The sequence below is a fragment of the Fluviispira vulneris genome (assembly GCF_014281055.1).
Classification (GTDB): Bacteria; Bdellovibrionota_B; Oligoflexia; order Silvanigrellales; family Silvanigrellaceae; genus Silvanigrella; species Silvanigrella vulneris.
The window spans coordinates 231,241-245,462 of the sequence record NZ_JACRSE010000005.1 but is presented as its reverse complement, the minus strand read 5'-3'; the positions used below and the strand labels follow the sequence as shown (position 1 = coordinate 245,462).

13 protein-coding genes are annotated in these 14,222 nt (G+C 34.1%); 8 read left to right on the top strand and 5 right to left on the bottom strand.

The window, feature by feature from the left end; genetic code table 11:
• Window positions 1-5: 5 nt before the first annotated feature.
• From H7355_RS12560 to H7355_RS12550, 3 genes are read left to right on the top strand one after another with little or no spacing between them, the layout of a single operon-like run.
• Window positions 6-1,091 (top strand): aminotransferase class V-fold PLP-dependent enzyme, encoded by a 1,086-nt coding sequence (locus H7355_RS12560; RefSeq protein WP_186648069.1) that lies wholly within the window; start codon window positions 6-8, stop codon window positions 1,089-1,091.
• Window positions 1,088-1,855, top strand: coding sequence for a hypothetical protein (locus H7355_RS12555; RefSeq protein WP_186648067.1), 768 nt, complete (start codon window positions 1,088-1,090; stop codon window positions 1,853-1,855). Before H7355_RS12560 ends, H7355_RS12555 begins: the two co-directional genes overlap by 4 nt.
• An 11-nt stretch (window positions 1,856-1,866) precedes the next feature.
• Window positions 1,867-2,490 carry a LysE family translocator gene (locus H7355_RS12550; RefSeq protein WP_186648065.1) on the top strand — a complete coding sequence of 208 codons (624 nt, stop codon included), beginning with the start codon at window positions 1,867-1,869 and terminating at the stop codon, window positions 2,488-2,490.
• Here the strand turns inward: H7355_RS12550 and H7355_RS12545 are convergent.
• Window positions 2,487-2,813, bottom strand: coding sequence for a hypothetical protein (locus H7355_RS12545; RefSeq protein ID WP_186648063.1), 327 nt, complete (start codon window positions 2,811-2,813; stop codon window positions 2,487-2,489). The two genes, H7355_RS12550 and H7355_RS12545, sit on opposite strands and share 4 nt — an antisense overlap.
• Window positions 2,814-3,301: 488 nt before the next feature.
• On the opposite strand from H7355_RS12545, the gene H7355_RS12540 reads away from it, so the two are divergent.
• Genes H7355_RS12540 through H7355_RS12530 form a run of 3 tightly spaced genes read left to right on the top strand, consistent with a single transcriptional unit; the run spans window position 3,302 to window position 6,734 of the window.
• Entirely contained in the window at window positions 3,302-3,967 is a 666-nt protein-coding gene (locus H7355_RS12540; protein ID WP_186648061.1) for a succinate dehydrogenase cytochrome b subunit, read from the top strand.
• A 6-nt stretch (window positions 3,968-3,973) separates the two neighbouring features.
• Window positions 3,974-5,893 (top strand): fumarate reductase/succinate dehydrogenase flavoprotein subunit, encoded by a 1,920-nt coding sequence (locus tag H7355_RS12535; protein WP_186648053.1) that lies wholly within the window; start codon window positions 3,974-3,976, stop codon window positions 5,891-5,893.
• 19 nt (window positions 5,894-5,912) lie between these two features.
• Window positions 5,913-6,734 (top strand): succinate dehydrogenase/fumarate reductase iron-sulfur subunit, encoded by an 822-nt coding sequence (locus H7355_RS12530; RefSeq protein ID WP_222435715.1) that lies wholly within the window; start codon window positions 5,913-5,915, stop codon window positions 6,732-6,734.
• Window positions 6,735-6,864: 130 nt separating this feature from the next.
• Here the strand turns inward: H7355_RS12530 and H7355_RS12525 are convergent, their stop codons facing one another.
• Window positions 6,865-7,584 (bottom strand): hypothetical protein, encoded by a 720-nt coding sequence (locus H7355_RS12525; protein WP_186648051.1) that lies wholly within the window; start codon window positions 7,582-7,584, stop codon window positions 6,865-6,867.
• A gap of 147 nt (window positions 7,585-7,731) precedes the next feature.
• Window positions 7,732-8,220 (bottom strand): RICIN domain-containing protein, encoded by a 489-nt coding sequence (locus H7355_RS12520; protein WP_186648050.1) that lies wholly within the window; start codon window positions 8,218-8,220, stop codon window positions 7,732-7,734.
• A gap of 1,090 nt (window positions 8,221-9,310) precedes the next feature.
• Here H7355_RS12520 and H7355_RS12515 point away from each other — a divergent pair.
• Entirely contained in the window at window positions 9,311-10,738 is a 1,428-nt protein-coding gene (locus tag H7355_RS12515) for a S41 family peptidase (RefSeq protein ID WP_186648049.1), read from the top strand.
• Window position 10,739: 1 nt separating this feature from the next.
• Here H7355_RS12515 and H7355_RS12510 read toward each other — a convergent pair whose 3' ends face one another.
• The gene (locus H7355_RS12510; RefSeq protein WP_186648048.1) at window positions 10,740-11,963 is read right to left on the bottom strand and encodes an MFS transporter; all 1,224 of its coding nucleotides are present in this window, start codon (window positions 11,961-11,963) and stop codon (window positions 10,740-10,742) included.
• 255 nt (window positions 11,964-12,218) lie between these two features.
• Here H7355_RS12510 and H7355_RS12505 point away from each other — a divergent pair, with 255 nt between their 5' ends.
• Window positions 12,219-13,313, top strand: coding sequence for an FAD-dependent oxidoreductase (locus H7355_RS12505; RefSeq protein ID WP_186648047.1), 1,095 nt, complete (start codon window positions 12,219-12,221; stop codon window positions 13,311-13,313).
• 6 nt (window positions 13,314-13,319) lie between these two features.
• On the opposite strand, the gene H7355_RS12500 is transcribed toward H7355_RS12505, so the two are convergent.
• Window positions 13,320-14,123: a sulfite exporter TauE/SafE family protein gene (locus H7355_RS12500; protein ID WP_186648046.1), complete on the bottom strand. Its 804-nt coding sequence runs from the start codon at window positions 14,121-14,123 to the stop codon at window positions 13,320-13,322.
• Window positions 14,124-14,222: the final 99 nt, after the last annotated feature.

Here is a 14,222-nt window from a genome sequence, read left to right as displayed (position 1 = left end):
TGAAAATGATTTATGCAAATACAGCATCTGTTGGCCAACTGCGCTCTGAAACGCACTCAGTTGTTATGGAGTTTATAAACTCTTATAAGGAAAATAATTTTTATTTAACAGGCTATAAAAGTGGTTGGGAAAAAGTAGAAGAGTGCCGCGTAAAAATTTCAGAACTTTTAAAAAATAAGCAGAATAGTGTTCTTTTTTATACTTCAACAACCGATGCTATGAGTATCATACTTTCACAATTAAAACTGAAAGAAGGAAGTGTTATTGCCATTCCAAAAGAATATTTTCCAACAATTGGTGGTATAAAATTATCTTTTGAAAAAAATAATTATAAAGTAATCGAGATTGGAAATGATAAAGGTGAAATTAAAGTTAAAGATTTACAAGATGTAAAAATTGATGTTATGTTGATAGAATGGGTGAATTATTGGAATGGCTATAAAAATAATCTAAAAGAACTTTCACAATGGTGTCGAAAAAACAACGTAATTTTTGCTGTGGATGCTGTGCAAGGAATTGGTTCCTGCGCAATTGATTTTGACATTCACGAAATTGATTTTTTTATTTCTGCTGGCCACAAATGGCTTCGTGCCCTCGAGGGAGCTGCGTTTGCTCTTGTTTCAGAGAGAATGAATTTGCTCATAGAACAAACTATTTTTGGCTACAATAGTTTTTCAGATCGGAATCAGTACGATTGCAAAAATCGTCAAATTGATCATACATTGCTAAGATTTGAATTAGGAACTTTAAGTGGAGTTTCATTTATAAGTTTACAGAGTGCAATATCAGAATTATTAAATGAAAACTATGATATTGTCGTAAAAAAAATAAAACAAAATTCTTTTGCTATAACTCAGCTATTATTAAGTTATGGAGCAAATGTTCATTCACCAATTGAAGAAGATAAATGCTCAGGTATTGTGTCATTTACCTTAGAAAATATTGATACTTTGGAAATTTATAATAAACTGCTTGAATTCGGCGTCATTGCAAAAATTAGAAATGAATGCATTCGACTCAGTCCCGATGCAACGGTGAATTTAGAAGATTTATTACAAAGAATTCGCACATGTTTGAAAGGAATTTTATGACTTATAAAACAGAAAAACTCTATTATCAATTCCCATACAGTAGACGAGCGATCTCCCAATTTGAAAAAAGAGACTGCAATACAATCGCATTGGCGCGATCCATTGCCTATCCGGAAGGAGGCGGTCAGTTGGGAGATAAAGGAGTGGTTAAATATAAAGATTTAATTTTACCTTTTATTGACACACAAAAGTCTGTAGGAATAGGGCGCTCAGTCGTTAGAAAAGATTTTCCTCTGATAAATGTTGAGGGAGAAGTTCGCTTGACTCTAGCGCAAGAAAATTTTGACTTATTGCCAGATTCTGGAGAGATTGAAGTCGAAATCGATCTGAAAAACCGTTGTGAATTGACCATAAGTCACACAGTATCACATGTAGTGTATATGGGTATGACAGAACTCAGAAGTACAGTTCCTGAAACGACTTTTGGCTGCCTTATTGGCAATGATGGTGGCCGGTTTGATGTTGGAGTTGAAAAATTTCTTGAAGATGATGTAAAGTTTATAAAGTCATTCGTTGAGAAGTCTATTCTAAATAAAGACAAGGTTGAAATGGTTGAAATTCCCGGTGAGCCAGAATGCCGAATCTGGAGGATGAATGGCATTTCCATTCCTTGTGGCGGAACTCACCTCGATGCTCTGTATGATGTGGGTGATATTCATATCAAGCGTAAAGGAAAGTCAAAAGGAATTGAACGCATTTATTTCGAAATTAAAAATATGAATTTTACCCCTTTGCTCGATCGTTTTCATGACAAATTAGTTTAATAAGGAAATATATGGAAAATTTAAATGTTTATTTGTTGTTTACTTGGACAGTTTTGGCACTTGCTTATTCACCAGGGCCAAATGTTGTCCTCATGATCAACAATGGCTTAAAGTATAAATTAAATAATGCTTTATTTGCGGTTCCAGGTACTGCTTTTGCTCTTTTATTTTTTGCCGCAGTCACTGTATTTTGTGTTGGTGGTGTCTTAAAAATATCACCCAATTTTTTTATGGGACTAAAAATAGTCGGTGCTTTGTATCTATTTTATTTGGGAATTAAGTCTTTTATGAGCAAAGGCAATCTAAAATTTTCTTTAACCGAATCAATTGCAGAGCGGTCGAAAAAAGCTCTTTTTAGTGAAGCCTTTTTATGCTGTATCACGAACCCAAAAGTATTATTTATATATGTTGCCCTTATTCCACAGTTTATAACGCAGGATGAGAAAGCATTTTCTCAACTTATTACGTTGTGTATTATTCAAATTATCGTTACGTGTTTATCAATGTTAACTTATCTTTTACTTGCTCGCAAAGCATCCGGATTTTTACAAAACAAAGCTCGCTATATTTCAATCTTTTCCGGTCTCGTTATGTGCTTTTTTGCTGTGACCTTGCTTGTGTCTAAGGTGGGTTAATTCTCTTTAGGTTTGGGGTGGCAGTCAACAACTGTAGAAAGAGTCTTTAAGCGGCTTATAATTGGTCTAAAATTAAACTTAACAAGTGTGTTGTATTCATTCTGAGTTATAATATTATTTTTTAAATAAAACTGTCTATCATTTTCGCATTCATCATAGGGGTATAATTCGATTTTAATATTATTTATAGTTCCAATAAACTGACAAACTTGATTGGTTGGATCTTCTTTTTTACACTGCGCATACTCTACATTTTCGCCCTTATCCTTCCCACAACTCACAATAAATCCTGCAAAAATAATTAAAGAAACTAAAATTTTCATAAATCCTCCTACATGAATTAAATATTTAAAAAATCTTAAAATAAAATTTTAAAAGATCAAGTTTTTAAATTTTTAGCTTAGCTGGGTTTTTATCTGACTGAAAAAACAACGTATAAAATTTTTTTATTTTATTTAAGAAATATTTTATACCTGGCGTTTAATCTAAAGGCGAATCAAAAATGTATTTCATGCAAATTTCAAAAACTCAACACAGGCAAAAAATGTGCGGCAAAATTTGATAAGATCAATCAGGAATCAGCAGAAAATATGTCATCCGTATTGCATGTTAAAATTGAGAAGCAGCTTGATAATACCGATGTGTTTTATTGATTTGTATTATCTTTCAAGCAAATTGTAATCCGCATGCAAAACTTGCAATTTGTCTTATGAGAATATTATCTTTATACGTTTGACAGGTTGAGTGTGAATGCTCAATTGTGTATTGAGAGGTTTTGTTTTTTCTGATCATTTATTAGGAGAATTGCTCTATGTCAGCAAATTCTAGTTTCTTAACGAGTACCATTGGTAAAAAATACTTAATGGCATTAACTGCTATCGTTTGGTCGTTATTTGTCATGGTTCATATGATAGGAAATATGCTTATTGTTGTTGGTGCAGAAGCATATAATAATTATAGTCATGCACTCACTTCCAATCCATTGATCTATTTGATTGAGGCATTTTTAGTGGCTGTTTTATTATTTCATGCCGTAACGGGTTTGACTTTAGTGGTAAGAAACTCTCGAACAAAACCAAAATTTTATGCCGTTGCACCTATGCGTGAAAAATCAGCTTCTATTGCATCGAGAACCATGATTTACACAGGAACTGCTACGCTTGCATTTGTGATTTGGCACCTTATTACTTTTAAATTTGGTCCAGAATATTTTGTTACTTATAATGGCATTGAAATGAGAGATATTTATAAATTGGTGATCGAAAAATTTCATGAACCACTTTATGTTGCAGGTTATGCACTTGTTATGATTTTAATTGGCTTACATCTTTATCACGGTGTGCAATCTATTTTTCAAACGCTCGGTCTCAGCCATCCACGTTATAATAAATTCTTTAAAATTTTCGGTTATACCTATGCAGTTGTTGTTGCTGCTGGTTTTATTTCTCAACCACTTTTTGTCTATTTTGCGAGGTAATATCAAATGGCAATCAACCTCGATTCCAAATCTCCAACAGGTCCAATTGAAGACAGATGGACGAACCATCGTTTCTCTTCAAAGCTTGTAAATCCTGCAAACCGTAGAAAACATTCCATAATAATTGTAGGAACAGGTTTGGGTGGTGCATCGGCAGCAGCATCATTGGGTGAAATGGGTTATCATGTGAAAAGTTTTTTCATTCATGATTCTCCACGCCGAGCGCACTCAATTGCCGCTCAAGGTGGTATCAATGCAGCTAAAAACTATAAAAATGACGGCGACTCCATTTATCGCCTCTTTTATGAAACAATTAAAGGTGGAGATTACCGTGCAAGAGAATCAAATGTCTATCGTTTAGCGGAAACATCAGTGCGTATAATTGACCACTGTGTTGCACTTGGTGTGCCTTTTGCACGTGAATATGGTGGTCTTTTAGATACAAGATCTTTTGGTGGAACACAGGTTTCTCGTACATTTTATGCACGCGGTCAAACGGGACAGCAATTGTTGATTGGTGCTTATCAAGCCATGATGAGACAGGTCTCAGACGGCAATGTCGACATGTATCCACGCCGTGAAATGGTTGAACTTGTTGTCATTGACGGGCACGCACGAGGAATTGTTGTGCGCAATCTCGCAACGGGTGAATTTGAAACACATCACGCCGATGCTGTCGTTTTAGCGACAGGTGGATATGGTAACGTTTTTTATCTTTCGACCAATGCAAAAGCCTCGAATGCCTCTGCTATTTGGCGAGCGCACAAAAAAGGCGCTTTGATTGCTAACCCTTGTTACACCCAAATTCACCCGACTTGTATTCCAGTTTCTGGTGATCATCAGTCGAAATTGACTCTTATGTCAGAATCTCTGCGCAATGACGGTCGTTGTTGGATACCAAAAAAGGCAGGCGACACCCGTCCACCTGCGCAAATTCCTGAAAATGAAAGAGATTACTATTTAGAGCGCCGTTACCCAAGTTTTGGTAACTTGGTTCCTCGTGATGTTGCATCCCGTGCAGCTAAGCTCGAATGTGACAATGGTCAAGGAGTTGGTCCATCAAAACTAGCTGTTTATCTGGATTTTGCCGACGCAATTAAACGTTTAGGAGAAGATAAAATCCGTGAAAAATATGGAAATCTCTTCCAAATGTACGAGAAAATTGCCGGTGAAAATCCTTATAAATCGCCAATGCGCATTTACCCTGCAGTTCACTATACAATGGGTGGTCTTTGGGTGGATTACAATCTCCAATCGACTATCCCAGGCTTGCATGTCCTTGGTGAGGCAAACTTTTCTGACCATGGTGCGAATCGCTTAGGAGCATCTGCGCTTATGCAAGGTCTTGCGGATGGATATTTTGTCATCCCAACGACCCTGACAAACTATATTGGGGGGACCACCCTTCCTAAAGTAACAACAGACCACCCTGCTTTCAAAGAAGCTTTAGCAAGTGCGAAAGCAAGAACTACTAAGTTACTTGGAATCAAAGGTAACAAAACTGTCGATCAATTTCATAAAGAATTGGGGCATATTATGTGGGATTATTGTGGAATGGCGCGCAATAAAGAAGGCCTACAAAAAGCACTTAAACAGATTCCAAAAATTCGCGAAGAGTTTTGGCAAAATGTTGCTATCACTGGTCACGGTGAAGGACTCAATCAAGAACTTGAGAAAGCTGGCAGAGTTGCCGACTTTATAGAACTTGGTGAAACAATGTGTCTCGATGCCCTCACAAGAGAAGAATCCTGTGGTGGACATTTTAGAGAAGAACATCAAACTCCAGACAACGAAGCAAAGCGTGATGATAAGAATTTTGCCCATGTAGCTGCTTGGGAATACAAAGGGGATGGTAAAAAACCTGAGCGTCATGTTGAAAAATTGGAATTTGAATATTGTCATCCAACCCAACGCAGTTATAAGTAAACAAGAAGGACAATTTCTTATGAAAAATAAAAGCTCTAATAAACATATGACTTTACACCTTAAAGTTTGGAGACAAAAAGATCAGCATGCAGAAGGTAAACTCTGCGATTATGATCTCGAAGGTGTCAATCCAGATATGTCATTTCTTGAAATGCTTGATATCCTTAACCAAAAATTGATTTTAAAAGGTGAAGAGCCCGTTGCTTTTGAACATGATTGCCGCGAAGGGATATGTGGATCGTGCTCAATGGTGATTGATGGCAACCCACATGGACCACAAAAATCAACTACCGCCTGCCAATTGCATATGCGCCATTATCGTGATGGACAAACTATTGTGATCGAGCCTTTTAGAGCAAAATCTTTTCCTGTTATGAAAGACTTAGTGGTCGATAGATCCGCTTTTGATCGTATTATACAAGCGGGTGGTTATGTTTCTGTGAATACTGGAAGTGCACCAGACGGAAATGCTTTGCCAATTGCAAAAGAAAAAGCTGATTTAGCTTTCGATGCCGCAACGTGTATAGGCTGTGGCGCATGTGTTGCAGCTTGTCGTAACGGAGCGGCTATGTTGTTTGTCTCTGCTAAGGTTTCTCAATTGACTTTGTTACCTCAAGGGCAAGCTGAACGATCTGAGCGCGTTGCAAAAATGGTTTACCAAATGGACGCAGAAGATTTTGGATCGTGTACAAATATGGGCAGTTGTGCTGGTGCATGTCCAAAAGATATCAGTCTTGAAAATATCGCACGTTTAAATCGTGAATTTATGCGCTCAATGATTTCTGGTCGCAAAAGTTATCCACGTTCAGGCGGGGGAGCAAGTGAAGGATCTCCAGCTTAATTAACAAGTTTTTATAACGTTGTTTAAAAAATATTTTTTCGATCTGTAAGGTTAATAATAAATAAAAACCAAGAGCTATTTATAAATAATTAATAGCTCTTGGTTTTTATTTATTATTAAGAAGTCTGAATTATATAAATATATGCAAGTATATTTTATTAGTAATAGTTGCTTTCAAGACTTTTAAAGAGTTTTCAGGTTTGAAATGAGCATTGGCAAGACGTTCCTCTATTTGCTTGATTGCTTTTGAATAACTCTGATCCTTTGTCAACCAAGTCTCAATTGTAATTTTCTTATTTTTTAAATCTTCTGTAAGCCCTGCTTGCAGAGTTTTCATATTTAAAAGATTATTTGCATCTATGAGTGAGGCTTGAAAGGTTGCTTCATTTTTCACATCTTCGATACTTTCCATGAGACTGTAGTAAATTGCCGTTGAGCACACGGCTTCTGTACCGAACGTATCTTCATCTTTGATATTTGTTGAAACAGCATATAGGAAAGCAAATAATCCTGGAGATAAACGGCACATGGAGAAGGAAAGACTAGACGAAGATGATGCAGATGATTTTGCTGCTTCAGCAACGGAATTTACAACAGCAATATATGCTTCTATGGCGTCTTCATCTGTTGCAGGCGTTTTAACTGTAGGATCTTTTGCTTTTTCAAGAGCCTTTAAAGCTCTTGTCACAACTCCAGCTATGACCTCCAAGCTAAATTCACTGATATATTCTGTTTTAATTTCTGCAATCGTATCAATCTCTCTTGCATCCGAAACTTTGGCATTTTTTAAGTGCTGAGCAATTGCTTGCTCAAATATTGCTTGAATCTTGTCATTTTGAGCCTGAAGCATATTTTTCAATTTGTTCTTTGGCTTTAAGCGTTTTATCCGCTGCAGACTACACTGATCCAGAAGAGCAGGTCATATATCATTTCCTTTTGTGAGTTGTTAGAAAATAATTGTATTTAGAGTTGAATTTTAAATCAAGGAGCAAAGTTATCAATTACAACTTGTTGAGTGAAATCTCCAAATTTGAAAATCACCACCATTGTAATCGAATAAATAAGCATTATAGGCATGGTTGCTATCTAAAACTTTCCCTGAAATTTGGTGTCTTACATAAAACAAATTTCCACCATCACGGGATGAAACCAATTCCCACTTTTGATATGCACCACCATTCGGGACATGTGGATAAAGAGCTTTTCCATTGCCATCAAGAGCTTTTCCTGTGGCTTTATTTACTAAAAATACAGATTTCCCATCACCCGTGTGAATTAAACTCCATCTTTGATACATTCCATTATTAAAATTTTGTGTATAAATAGAGGAATTATTACCATCAAGATAATGGCCAGTTGCTTTATCTTGCATAAAAAAGCATTCCTCCGCATTGGCAATTGCAGGTAAAGAGCTAGCGGTTGCAAAGCCTAAAAAAGCTAACTTCTTTGTGTGTTTTAATGTATTTTTAATAAAAGAAAATAACATTTTTTAATCTCCTGAAAAAATAATTTTGTTTAATTAGAAAAGAAAAAATAGCATTAATAAAATTATATTTATATTTTTTATGTCAATATTTTGTCGTTATTTATTTGTATATTTAAACTAGTTCGTATTGTATAAGTTTAAATAATTTTTATATATTTTTATGATTTTAATTAATTTTTTAATGCATAATTTTTTATTATAATTTATATCTCTACAAGATTTCAATTTGAGCCTTATTATATAATTCTGGTATTTTGAAGGTTTTTTTACATTTGTGATTTAAATTTTAATGAATTTATTTAAATAAAAAAATATTATTTATAGGTATTTAAATTATTTTTTTTAATTTATTAATAAGTCATATTTAGTGTATTTAACTTCAATAAATACTTGTTAAACATCATTAATAATACCAAGGTAAATATTAATTTTAATTAATAAATGCATCGATAATAAGCGAGCATTTATAGAGTTTTCTGATACTTTAGCAAAGTATTTTAAATAATCTCTAAGAAGAAAATGTGATGGTGCCTAGGAATTCCGGTTAAACCTCCACCGTGTCCAAGGGAATTGACAGCGTATTTTTTTTAAGTTCAATATTATCTGCGTTCAAATTGCTTAAATATTTATAATTCCAAAAATTTTCAATAAAGCGAATAATGGACGGATAATTTGCACAGACGCCAATTTCATTAGCATGGATATTTAATTTACCATCGCCGAATTCTTCGACAACTTAATGTCTTTATTATTTTAATTAAATTAAAATTTGGTGTAATAAAAATTTATACTATGTATCAATAAAATATGTACTTATTAGTGCCCAAAAAATAATGAGGAATCAATGTCAATTAATTGACGTAATATATGCAATTTTATATTGTCTAATTTAGAAAAAAATCAAATTAATTTTTGTTTTTTTATGAGGATGGTATCAAGAAAATATTTTTTTGCTCATTTATGCAGTCAAGTTATTATTTGATGTCAATTAGGATCTAATTGCATGCTTACAATAGTCTGCTTTTAATCCTATCATATTGATTGACTTCTATTGTAAAGATATTCAATTTTTTTATTGAGGAATATCGTTATGTTAAAAATAAAAAGAAAAAAAATTAATAAAATTATATTTTTATTTTTCCCAAATTTTCTATTTAATTTAAATATTTTAGCGAATTCCACTTTTGCGGGAGTCACTCCACCACCTGTAACAAATGAACATGTTATAAGTGAGAGAGCTGAAATTGAAAATAAAAAATATCAAGCTCTTGAAGCGTTTTCAAAAGCACTTAACCTTTTAGAGTCAAGTTATGTGGATCCAAGTGTAGTCAATCCAGATGTTTTAATAGAAAAAGCTTTAAAAGGCATGACATCGGATTTAGATCCTCACACAACATATTTATCACAAAAACAATATTCAGACTTTTCAACAGATACTAGCGGAAAGTTTGGTGGAATAGGAGTTGTGGTAAATCCAGCGGGTGGAAAATTAGAAGTCATTGAAGTTATCGATAACTCACCTGCAGAGAGAGCAGGAATTCGTGCAGGTGATTTTATCACCAATGTAAATGACACTATTGTAAATTCTAAAAATATAGAAGAAGCTCTTTCAAAAATGCGTGGTGCGGTTGGGACAGATATTACGCTTGAATATTATACACCCGATAAATCATCTAAAACTATAATTACGAAACGTGTTACTTTAGAGCGTGAAATTATTCGAAGCAATAGCGTAGTTATGCATCAATTAGGTTCTGGGTATATTTATACTAAATTAACAATATTTCAGGAAGATGCTTCTGAGCAACTTGCAAAAAGTATTAAAGAATTTGAAGTAAAAAATAACGGAAAAGTAAAAGGACTTATTTTAGATCTCAGAAACAATCCTGGCGGACTATTGGATCAAGCTGTGCGTGTAACTAATTTATTTATAGATTCAGGAATAATTGTTTCAACAATTGGAAGAGATCAAAATAAACCTGAAGATGTTGAATATGCAGTTAAGAGAAATACTTTATCGTATTTTCCAATGATTGTTCTCGTAAATGAAGGGACTGCAAGCGCAAGTGAAATTGTTGCAGGCGCATTACAAGATAGAGAGAGAGCAATTATTATGGGAACTCAAACTTTTGGGAAAGGGAGCGTCCAAAATATAGTTCCTTTGCCAAATGGTGGCGCTTTGAAACTGACAATTGCGCGGTATTACACACCGAAAGGTCGGAGTATTCAAGCAAAGGGAATAACACCCGATATACCACTTATTTCACAATCCATCTTAGGCAAAGTTCAGCAAGTGCAAAGTGAATCCAATATAGGTCGAGCGCGGCGAGAAGCTGATTTAGATAAACATATAGAGGCAAAAGATCAAAACACAGTTGCTCTGCAAAATAAAAAAGAAGACAAAGATACCGATCGTTGGCCGCTTTCCTTGCGTGATGATTATCAGGTGAAAAGTGCATATATGTATTTAAAGAGCATGGGAAAGTTTGCATTTGCTATGGAAAATACGGGTAAATAACTTATTTCTCGATAAAGTTTATATTTTTATTAAACGTATCTTTAATAACAAAAATGGGGATTATTCCAAGAAGAAAGAAAAAAGCTGCGCAAAGAGCAACTCCTGTTCCCATTTTATAAAAAAATGTAGCAACAAATGGCACCAGCAAATTGCTTAATATTAGCGAACCTCTTGAAATATTCGAAATGAGAGATGTTGCAGTGACTCTCTGATTCGTGCCAAAAACTTCTGCACAAAAAAGCAAATAAATGCCAAGGTAGCCATTGGTGAAACCACCAATAAAAAGTACGCTATAAAAGATTTCTAATTGCATAAAATTCGGCAAAGCAAAGGTTGAAAATGCGCTCAGCATCAGAAAAAGAGCTATAAAAATAGATTTTTTTCGACTTTTAAAAAATTTGCTTAGAAATGGGAAAAAGAGTGCGCCGATTAAACTGCCAACAAAAAAGAATGCAAGAGAGATAGATTGACTGGGTGTGAAAGGATAAAGAGAGCGTTTAGCAATTTCAGGTGAGAAATTTACAGTAAAAGCAACAAACCAAAATGGGAAAACTCCTAATGTGAGACATACAAGTTTTTTAAAGCTTTCCTTCTTCAAAAACATTAATTTAAGACTACCTCTAGGTGTTTCTTTATTTTTTGTTAAATCTATAAATATTTTCGAGTCTACAAAAGCAAATCTTAAGCATAAAAGAATAATCCCTGAAATTCCACCAATTAAAAAAACCTGCTGCCAATGTAAATGACTCCCTACAAATGTAGCAAGTATTCCACCAAGTATTCCAAAGGAATATAAAATTCCAGACGCAATACCTCTTTTTTCTTTGGAATAAATTTCACTTAATAAAGTGATCGATGCCGCTAATTCAGCTGCGAGTCCTACGCCTGCTAAAAAGCGCATTAAGCCAAAAGCAGGCACATTAGTTACGAAAATATTGGCTAAATTGGCAATTGAGTATAATAATATACCAGCACGAACTGCTGATATTCTGCCATATTTATCTCCCCAAATACCAAAAATAACACCTCCAATTACACAGCCAAGAGCTTGTAAATTGAACATTAGCAAACTTGTGGAAAGCATATCCGCTTCACTCACACCTATTGCTGAAAGTGCGCTGTTCCGAATGACGGCAAAAAGAGTGAGATCAAAATAATCGATTAAATATCCGAGGCTTAAAATAAAAAATGTCTTATTAAAATAGGATTGATTGTTATCTTGCAAGATATTGTCCTCTTCACTTTCTTTTAAAATAACCTAACAGCTTTTCTGCCTGGTCCTAGATTTTTATAATGATAAAATTATAAATGCAAATTTCGTAAAAATATTTTTATAATCTAAAAAAATGAGCCATGTGCATAGGTAAATTAGGAAGTATGAGCCAAATTTTATTTTATTCTTTTTATTTTTAAAGTATACCAATATAACACAATCGGTTTCTGAAAGTCATGATTGTAAGTTGAAAGTGAGACTCTATAAATGAAAAAAATATCTATAATTGGTTCTGGAATATTAGGGTTATCCATAGCAGAATATCTTTCACGAGATAAAAAAAATGGAACGGATATTCAAATCATATCTACGAATAATACTTTAGCAGGGTCATATGCAGCTGCAGCAAACCTAGCAACTAAAGGACAATTATACGGTAGAGATAAACATTTTCAAGTTAAGTTAGATGCGAAAAAATGTTATCAAAACTGGATAGAAAATTTGTTAAAAGAAGTTAAATCTGAGCAAAATATAAAAACAGTTTTTAAAATAGGCCTTGGCGTAGATTTTTTTACGAGTGAGTTTAATAGAGATAAGCATTATAGAAGAGTCAAGCAAAATGATGATGAATTGAGAAATAAAAACCTCCCCATTGATTTTATTTTAAAAGAGGGTAAAAGAAAAATAATTTATCAACAAGAAGGTTGGGTGAATTCCTTTATTCTCATGCAACTTTTAACTGATGTATTATCTAAGCGTAAAGTAAATTTTATAAATAAACAATTTACTAAAATTGATTTGGATAAACTAAGCGAAGTAGGGCACAAGCATAACATTATTTTTTGCACAGGTGCTTGGACTGAGCTTTTGTTAAGAGATCTAGAGATACCTATACCGGAACAAATGAAAAAAACAAAAAGAATGACTGTGGGTACAACATTTTATGGAAAAAATATTTTTGAAAATTATAGCGAAGATTATGTTCTCATGGAAAAAATTGCTGAAAATATGAAAACGAAAGTGACAATGAGTGGTCCAATTGAAAATCAATCAATTTCATCTTCTACGCTTAAGATTAACGATATCAATATTTTCAATGAAACTGAGCTATTCGAGAAGAATAAGGAACTCATAAAGCTTTGTTCTGAATCTTTTGCAAATGAACCTTATTTAACAAAGACAAATATAAAAAATTTGGAATATAAAACAGGCGTAAGAATAGGCTATGGTCATAGCGAATTAGTTATCGAAAAACTCAATTTAAAGAGTGAACATACGACTGGATATGTTTGTGCAGGCGCACATAAAAGTGGTTTTCTTTTTGCCCCCATGGTGGGAACTCTGCTTGAAAAATTGTTTTAAACAATTTCAAACGAGCATTTTTACTGCGACTGCAAGTAATAGAATCGAAAAACATTTGAGTAAAACTTTTGGAGACAATTGACCCGATATTTTTGCACCGATGGGTGCAAAAATTGAGCTCATGACTGTAACGCCAAGTGCTGCTGGTAGATAAATAAATCCAATCGTTCCTTCTGGAAGATTTTTAGCCTCGCCACTTAATAACGTGAAACAAATTGTGCCAACTATAGTTATAATAAATCCACAGGCTGCAGATGTCCCTATTGCTTTGTGCACACTTTTGCCAAGATAAGTTAGAAAAGGAACTGTGAGGGTTCCTCCTCCCACACCTAATAACCCAGAAAGCAAACCAATAATCACTCCGCCACTAGCTAATGTCGATTTTGATTCTTTAAAAAGGGTCTTTTTTTCTGTTACTTTATCTTTTTTAAGAAACATTTGTATTGAGATAAAAATTAAATAAATAGCAAACACGATCGTCAGTGTTTCCGTATTCATTCTTGCCGAAAAAAAAGCTCCCACAAAAACACCTAGGCATATTCCTGGGGCTGTTTTTAACAGGATATCCCACTCGACTCGTCCTTTCTTATGATGGGAATAACTGGAAAAAAAGGATGTAAAAAACATGGCAGTCAACGAAGTGCCAATTGCTAAATGCATAATGTGTTCTTTTGGCATCCCACTATGCAGGAAGATAAACGCAAGAGATGGAACAACAATTGCTCCACCACCAATGCCAAGAAGTCCAGCTAAAATACCAGCAATAGAACCAGTGAGGAGGTAAAGTATAATACAAAGAGAAAAAGACATGGAATTCCTTCTTGTTTTATGTGTAATATATAGTGCTTCATATCTTCTTTAGATAAAAATGATATAAGTCATATGCAGGACAGACTATCTCAATTTCGA

Coding starts and splice junctions, on each gene's coding strand:
- H7355_RS12560 (WP_186648069.1), top strand. CDS start 6: ATGATTTATGCAAATACAGCATCTGTTGGCCAACTGCGCTCTGAAACG.
- H7355_RS12515 (WP_186648049.1), top strand. CDS start 9,311: ATGTTAAAAATAAAAAGAAAAAAAATTAATAAAATTATATTTTTATTT.
- H7355_RS12500 (WP_186648046.1), bottom strand. CDS start 14,123: ATGTCTTTTTCTCTTTGTATTATACTTTACCTCCTCACTGGTTCTATT.
- H7355_RS12525 (WP_186648051.1), bottom strand. CDS start 7,584: ATGCTTCAGGCTCAAAATGACAAGATTCAAGCAATATTTGAGCAAGCA.
- H7355_RS12505 (WP_186648047.1), top strand. CDS start 12,219: ATGAAAAAAATATCTATAATTGGTTCTGGAATATTAGGGTTATCCATA.
- H7355_RS12555 (WP_186648067.1), top strand. CDS start 1,088: ATGACTTATAAAACAGAAAAACTCTATTATCAATTCCCATACAGTAGA.
- H7355_RS12540 (WP_186648061.1), top strand. CDS start 3,302: ATGTCAGCAAATTCTAGTTTCTTAACGAGTACCATTGGTAAAAAATAC.
- H7355_RS12550 (WP_186648065.1), top strand. CDS start 1,867: ATGGAAAATTTAAATGTTTATTTGTTGTTTACTTGGACAGTTTTGGCA.
- H7355_RS12535 (WP_186648053.1), top strand. CDS start 3,974: ATGGCAATCAACCTCGATTCCAAATCTCCAACAGGTCCAATTGAAGAC.
- H7355_RS12545 (WP_186648063.1), bottom strand. CDS start 2,813: ATGAAAATTTTAGTTTCTTTAATTATTTTTGCAGGATTTATTGTGAGT.
- H7355_RS12520 (WP_186648050.1), bottom strand. CDS start 8,220: ATGTTATTTTCTTTTATTAAAAATACATTAAAACACACAAAGAAGTTA.
- H7355_RS12530 (WP_222435715.1), top strand. CDS start 5,913: ATGAAAAATAAAAGCTCTAATAAACATATGACTTTACACCTTAAAGTT.